The organism is Okeania hirsuta, from assembly GCF_003838195.1.
Lineage (GTDB): Bacteria > Cyanobacteriota > Cyanobacteriia > Cyanobacteriales > Microcoleaceae > Okeania > Okeania hirsuta.
In genome coordinates this window covers 1-1,731 of sequence record NZ_RCBY01000548.1, presented here as the reverse complement: position 1 = coordinate 1,731, position 1,731 = coordinate 1, and the positions used below count along the sequence as shown (strand labels likewise).

Sequence of the window (1,731 nt, the reverse complement as noted above, 5' to 3'; positions counted from 1 at the left end):
CTAGACCTCGCTGCTGTTACAGCTATCCAGTTGGACATGCTCAAGCAGCTGGCAAATTTGCACGAATTAGATTATTCTGAAACTTCTGGAAAAGCCCTCGTGGGAGCACTTACCGGAAATATGATGATACGTATCGGTTCTTCGCTCTTTAAAGCCATACCTGGTATTGGTACCGTATTAGGTGGTATCAGTCAGTGGTACTCTCCGGTGCAGCTACATATGCATTGGGAGATGTTTTCCATCGCCATGCACCAGAAAAGGAGGAAACTTCCAGGACCTGGATATGGAAGTACTGAAAAAGTACTACGAAGAGCGTTACGAGGAAGGCAAGAAAAAAGCCGCCGAATGGAAAGAGGAGATGGAAAATGAGGTAAAGGAAGTAGAGATAGAGATAAAAAAAGCTACCGAAGAAGCTACGGCGCCTAAAGATGATCAATCTGTCGCACTTCAAAAGCTCAAAGAATTGGGCGAATTGAAAGAGAAAGGCGTAAATCTCTGCACAGGAATTCACTGCCATGAAAAAGCAGATCAAAGAAGAATTTAAAGATGCAGGAGAGGGACGAAAAAAAGCAGCTCCTAAAAAGCCCGCAGCCAAGAAACCTGCTGCACGCAAAAAGCCTGCTCCTAAAAAGAAAACAGATACAGATAAGAAAGAATAGTTTTCTTTCGGCTCTGACTAAACAAGACTAAAACAGGAGAATCTCGGACGCTTACAGCAAAAGTATTTTGCGCGTAAGCGTTCCTTTTTTATTGCGGAAACGCAAGAGGTAAATGCCCGAACTCATTTGGGCAGCCTGAGTTGAAGTTCCTGGCTACCGAGATAAAGATCCAATTCACGCTGAAGAAAAAGCTGTCCCTGATAATTGAGCACTTCCATCACAACTTCTCCAGTTTGGGTTGCGGTCCAACTCACATGAAAGTCCCCTTCACTAGGATTGGGATAGATAGTTAACTCAGAGATTTGGTCGAATTCATTTACAGACGTGACACTTGTACAAGCCGTCAAAATAGAATCTGCATTTTCGCGAACCTGCGTGGCCAGCATCGGGTACAAATTGGCGCCTGGACAAAGGGTATTGCAACCGTCTCTGTGCCCTGAAATAGTAGGTAGGTTCAGGCCACTCGAAGCATGTAGGGAAGATCCTTTGGGATCCAAGCCCGAATCACAACTTTTCCATGCCAACAAAGCTTCCAAACTTGCCAATGCTTCAGTTGTAGGAGTAGCGGTCTCAAAATTTCCCAGAAAACAAATGCATGGTTCCGCTATTTTTTCCACAGAAGTGTGTCCCCTCGCACATTATTCCCACCCCCTCTTCCCTCGTATATTACTCCATTGGGATCGATCAACCAGTTGTAACCGATGTCATCCCAGCCATTAGTATTCTTATGCAAATTCCAGATCGCCAGAACCGCTGCTCCCCAATCGCTACTCGTATTAGGTCGGCAGAATGATGAACGATCATATGGGTCACCTCCGTCATTACCGGAGAACCAGATCCTGAAAACGTATTTCCATCCGGACAATTCCAGGCCACCCGATCCGAGAAATCAGGTTGGGTACATTCACAGTCATTATCCTGAAAAGCATGTACATGCTCTTCCCCCGCGTCCGGTTCAAACAAATCCCCGGGTGCGCGTCCAACATTGGGATTAAAGAAATCGAGTTTCAAATTTCTAAGCCGCACCGGAGGCAAAGTGATCGCGTCATTAGTCAACACAATCATGAACTCA

5 protein-coding genes and 1 pseudogene are annotated in these 1,731 nt (G+C 45.6%); 3 read left to right on the top strand and 3 right to left on the bottom strand.

Going from position 1 to position 1,731, the window contains the following annotated elements:
* The 3 genes and pseudogenes from D5R40_RS38690 to D5R40_RS36730 all read left to right on the top strand — a co-directional run.
* Positions 1 to 369, top strand: a pseudogene (locus D5R40_RS38690) (hypothetical protein); the annotation flags it as partial.
* Positions 359 to 544, top strand: coding sequence for a hypothetical protein (locus tag D5R40_RS32720; protein WP_205127843.1), 186 nt, complete (start codon positions 359 to 361; stop codon positions 542 to 544). The pseudogene D5R40_RS38690 and the gene D5R40_RS32720, both read left to right, overlap by 11 nt.
* Positions 516 to 659, top strand: coding sequence for a hypothetical protein (locus tag D5R40_RS36730; protein ID WP_161565174.1), 144 nt, complete (start codon positions 516 to 518; stop codon positions 657 to 659). The genes D5R40_RS32720 and D5R40_RS36730 overlap by 29 nt, the downstream gene beginning before the upstream one ends.
* Before the next feature lie 51 nt (positions 660 to 710).
* Here D5R40_RS36730 and D5R40_RS43305 read toward each other — a convergent pair whose 3' ends face one another.
* From D5R40_RS43305 to D5R40_RS38685, 3 genes are all read right to left on the bottom strand, one after another.
* Positions 711 to 785, bottom strand: a complete 75-nt coding sequence (locus D5R40_RS43305) for a hypothetical protein (protein ID WP_124155869.1) — start codon at positions 783 to 785, stop codon at positions 711 to 713.
* On the bottom strand, positions 782 to 1,276 hold the full coding sequence (locus tag D5R40_RS32710) for a T9SS type A sorting domain-containing protein (protein WP_124155867.1): 495 nt from the start codon (positions 1,274 to 1,276) through the stop codon (positions 782 to 784). Before D5R40_RS32710 ends, D5R40_RS43305 begins: the two co-directional genes overlap by 4 nt.
* A gap of 67 nt (positions 1,277 to 1,343) precedes the next feature.
* Positions 1,344 to 1,731, bottom strand: a 388-nt coding sequence (locus D5R40_RS38685; RefSeq protein ID WP_205127842.1) for a hypothetical protein, incomplete at its 5' end; no start/stop codon positions are given.